Here is a 3,768-nt window from a genome sequence, read left to right as displayed (position 1 = left end):
TTTTCCACCTGCCAGATGGCAGCTTTATCCGTTCCCCATTCTCGTCAAGGTCATAAACCTTGCGGCTCTTGGGAAGCCATTTCCCATGTTCGTCCATTGCCCTCATAGTCAGCAGGACATGGGCGTGGGGATTGTGTCCCGGCGGATGGGGGTCATGGATGGCAAAGTCAGCAATCATGCCTTTGGAAACAAACTGCTTCTGGCAAAACTCCCGGACAAGGACAGCATACTGGTCGGGCGGTATCTCTCTGGGGATGGTAAGCACCCACCGCCTTGCAAGCTGGGAGTTCCATTGTTTTTCCACCGCTTCGGCGGCGTTCCACAAAGTATTGCGGTCTGCATATTCCTGTGGGGCATTAGGTGGGAGCAGGATTTCATTGTGGACGATACCACGCTTTTCCGGGTAGTGCTTCACTTGCTGGTCATATTCACAGAACAGTTTTTCGCCACTCTGGTAAGCAGCGGCGGCAACCGCAGACTGCCGCTGGCTGCGCTGAACAATCGTGATTTCGTTGTGTGGACAGGGCATTTCGTGTCCCTCCTTTCGCTAATTGGTGGACGGGGTGGCGTTTTACCACCTCATTTTGGGCAGAAAAAAGCAGGAGACCTTTTTCAGATTTCCTGCTCGGTGTGCCGCTATGTGGGCGGCGGGTATTTAATTGTAAAAGTTCGGGGCAAGTTGACCCGATGTGAAGCTGACAAACTTGAATTTATTTTGGCAAATCATCTTCCGCTTTAAAATTCACATTACTGTCATCGATCGAGATTGTGATCGTGTAGTTATAGATTATACCATCTTCTGTTTCCAGCCTAAATGTTACCGCACCACCTCCGAGATACTGAAAATCAGGTTCGTCAGACATTCTTGCATATGTGCCATACTGTTGAAAGTATCCGTCTGCATCAAAGAACGCAACATTGCTTGTTTGCTCCTTATCGTTCCGGAAGAGTACTGCACCAACACGGTCACTAGCATGATCTGGAATTAAAACACAGTCTATGTATTCCCAATCTGTTTCTTGCACAAGAGAGAACATCGACACAATATCTTGTTCAGACCAGATTTTTCCTCCATTCAGATTACTGATATCTGTATTCTGAACCGGATTGCTGGCAGAATCTGATGTTTCTGGCATGGCGTCTTTGCTGCTGCAGGCGGACATTCCTAATACACAAACCGTCATGAAAATAAAAAGCAATGCTCTCTTCATATGAACACCTCCTCAAATCCCGATTGTTCTAATCTTTTTTACGCCCACCTTCTTGCCCTTCGGACAAGAAGTATCCCTCGCTCAAAGAGCTCGGTCAATTCCGATTTTCTCAATTCTCCAAACTTGAATTTGTCAAAGAGGATTATTCCAATATTCCACAGTATTTCTATTTACATCATAAAAAGTAATATTACCCGCATTTATAGGCAAGACAATCGCAAAAGGTTTATTGCGGTCAATATCAACCACTTGAATTGTGTTGCCATCATCTATTTCAAGTTGTTGCACCTGCTGTTGATTCATAGAAATAAATGCTCGTTCATTATATCCCTCTACAGTAAACTCCACAATTCCTCTTTGAATCCCCGAAAGAGTTCCACCTCCACGGAAAAAATATCCGAAGGAAAGTCCTGGACGATTGACATAGACGGAAAAAGTGTGGTCGCTCATGTCTTGAGAATAAGAAATATAAGCAGCCATCGTGTTAGAAACGCTTCCATCGAGCGTCCAATCATCTTTAATCTTCTGCGATGAACGAATATCCGTTTCCAAATTGGTCGAAGTCATACCGATGTTATTGTTTGCATAAAGAAATCCAACGAATAAAATGCAAACTAAAACAATCCCTATCACAATTTTAAGAAATCTCTTTTTCATGCTATCAAAACTCCTTGCCAGTCGAGTAGACTTACACCTCACAATGTAAGCCCCTCACAGAACCGTACGTGCGGCTTTCCCGCATACGGCTCTTCATAATAATATTTACAGTCTCAAAACAAGCTGACATAAATCTTTGGCATTGCCAATGGATAATATTTCAGCATTTCAATGAATCCTTCTCTTGTATAACTCTTTCTGTCACTTCGTCTATTCAGCACCTTAAACAGAAGTTCTCTCACTTGTTGTTTGTAGTTTGAAATCATTCTGCCATTAAAACTTATGCCATAGTACCTATAATGACCTATTAGTTTCAGATTTAGCATACCCATTAGTTTCTTTAGCGGTTGGTCTCTGTTTGCGTATAACCACACTTTTATGTCTCGAATTTTCTGTCTGAATTTCTTAGAACTTGTCTTTGGCATTATATATGGCATGCCTTTGCGTGAACGTCCACAATAGAACGTGAATCCCAGAAAATCAAATGTTTGTAATCTGATACACTCACCGCTCTTTTGCTTTGCCCTTGCAATATAAGCACCGCTTTGTAAGAGACGACTTTTACTATCTTCTAATTGCAAACCGAACTTTTCCATTCGTTCTTTAAGAAGCTTGTAGTAATTTTCTGCTTCCCATTTATATTGAAATCCTGCAACAAAATCATCTGCATATACAATCAAAAAGTTATCACCCTTGCATTCCTTGGTAATAATAAACTTATACCAAAGTGTCAATACATTATGCATATATATGTTTGCAAGGATTGGACTTATGATATTACCCTGTGCTGAACCTTCTTCATTCAACATCAGTTCGCCATCATCTAACACTCCCACTTTAAGGTACTTCTTAACCAGACCGATTATGTTAGGGTCTTTGATATAGAGATGGAGAAACTTGATAATCCATTCATGTTTCATGTAGTCGAAGAAGCCTTTGATGTCAGCGTCCACAATATAACATATCTTCGTATTGTTTAAGCTCTTATACAGTTCTTTTATTGCGTTATGGCATCCTCGATTTGGTCTGAATCCGTACATGCAGTTCAGAAATCTCGGTTCATAGATAGCTTCCAGTATCTTCTTTAATGCTAATTGGACTATTTTGTCCTCATAGCACGCAATTCCTAATGGTCGAAGTTTTCCATTGCTTTTCGGGATATATACCCTAATTGATGGCTGTGGTTTGTATGATTTTCTTTTCAGTCTTTCTACCAAGTCATCTATGTTTTGCCCCAGATTTCTCCCGTATTCTTTCTTAGTAATCTCATCAACACCGACTGCTTTGTTTCCGTCTAATTCTTTGTGACATTGCAAAAGCATTTCTTTATTGATTAGATGATACAACGATGTGAACTCTGGTCTCGGCGAATTTGCCGATATTTCTGCTATTCTTTCTAATTTCGTTTCCATCAATACCTCCGTCCCTGAGTACGGTTGATGTGTCCTCAGAAAGACCATTATTATGTAGCTCCCTTTCCTCCGTTGGCATTACCCAACTTCTTCAGTACTATGAAGCTATCCGACTGCCTGTTGTTCTTTTGGCATTCTCCCGTTTTGCAGTTGTTTGCCATACTTGCAATGACAAGAAACAACAGGCTCTCCCCAGTTGACTGAATAGTCACAATGTAAAACATAAAGTGCTCTTTGACCCCGCAGAAGCAAACCATTTCTCACCAATGCGAATTGATTTGTATTGCTTTCCGTCGAAATTAAAACGTCAGCCTTCCAGATATCAAAATTTCGAGGCTCAATCACACTCTCTATTTTCTCGCTGTCTACGCTTAGCAACTACCATTACTGGCAGTCACCCAAGACTCGCTACTGGCGGTTGGTTAGACCTTACCAGACAGGCATTCCACCTGCTAGACTACTCGCCCTTGTCTGGGCGCACAATTCCG

General features: G+C 41.8%; 4 protein-coding genes. All 4 read right to left on the bottom strand.

From position 1 onward, the window contains the following. A partial coding sequence (gene mobQ, locus OCV62_RS17830) for a MobQ family relaxase (protein ID WP_262588335.1) occupies positions 1 to 529 on the bottom strand: 529 nt, incomplete at its 3' end. A gap of 181 nt (positions 530 to 710) precedes the next feature. Then, positions 711 to 1,211: a hypothetical protein gene (locus OCV62_RS17825; RefSeq protein WP_004798083.1), complete on the bottom strand. Its 501-nt coding sequence runs from the start codon at positions 1,209 to 1,211 to the stop codon at positions 711 to 713. Positions 1,212 to 1,343: 132 nt separating this feature from the next. Next, entirely contained in the window at positions 1,344 to 1,868 is a 525-nt protein-coding gene (locus tag OCV62_RS17820) for a hypothetical protein (RefSeq protein WP_009256571.1), read from the bottom strand. 113 nt (positions 1,869 to 1,981) lie between these two features. Beyond that, complete coding sequence (gene ltrA / locus OCV62_RS17815) at positions 1,982 to 3,280, bottom strand: group II intron reverse transcriptase/maturase (protein ID WP_262588332.1); 1,299 nt, start codon at positions 3,278 to 3,280, stop codon at positions 1,982 to 1,984. Between the last annotated feature and the right edge of the window lie 488 nt (positions 3,281 to 3,768).

Source organism: Gallintestinimicrobium propionicum, from assembly GCF_025567525.1.
GTDB lineage: Bacteria > Bacillota > Clostridia > Lachnospirales > Lachnospiraceae > Gallintestinimicrobium > Gallintestinimicrobium propionicum.
Note: the sequence above shows the minus strand (reverse complement) of the source record. Positions and strands in the feature narration are given on the sequence as shown.

Excerpts from the sequence above, each read along its gene's own strand:
- ltrA (WP_262588332.1), bottom strand. The coding sequence starts at position 3,280 with ATGGAAACGAAATTAGAAAGAATAGCAGAAATATCGGCAAATTCGCCG.
- OCV62_RS17825 (WP_004798083.1), bottom strand. The coding sequence starts at position 1,211 with ATGAAGAGAGCATTGCTTTTTATTTTCATGACGGTTTGTGTATTAGGA.
- OCV62_RS17820 (WP_009256571.1), bottom strand. The coding sequence starts at position 1,868 with ATGAAAAAGAGATTTCTTAAAATTGTGATAGGGATTGTTTTAGTTTGC.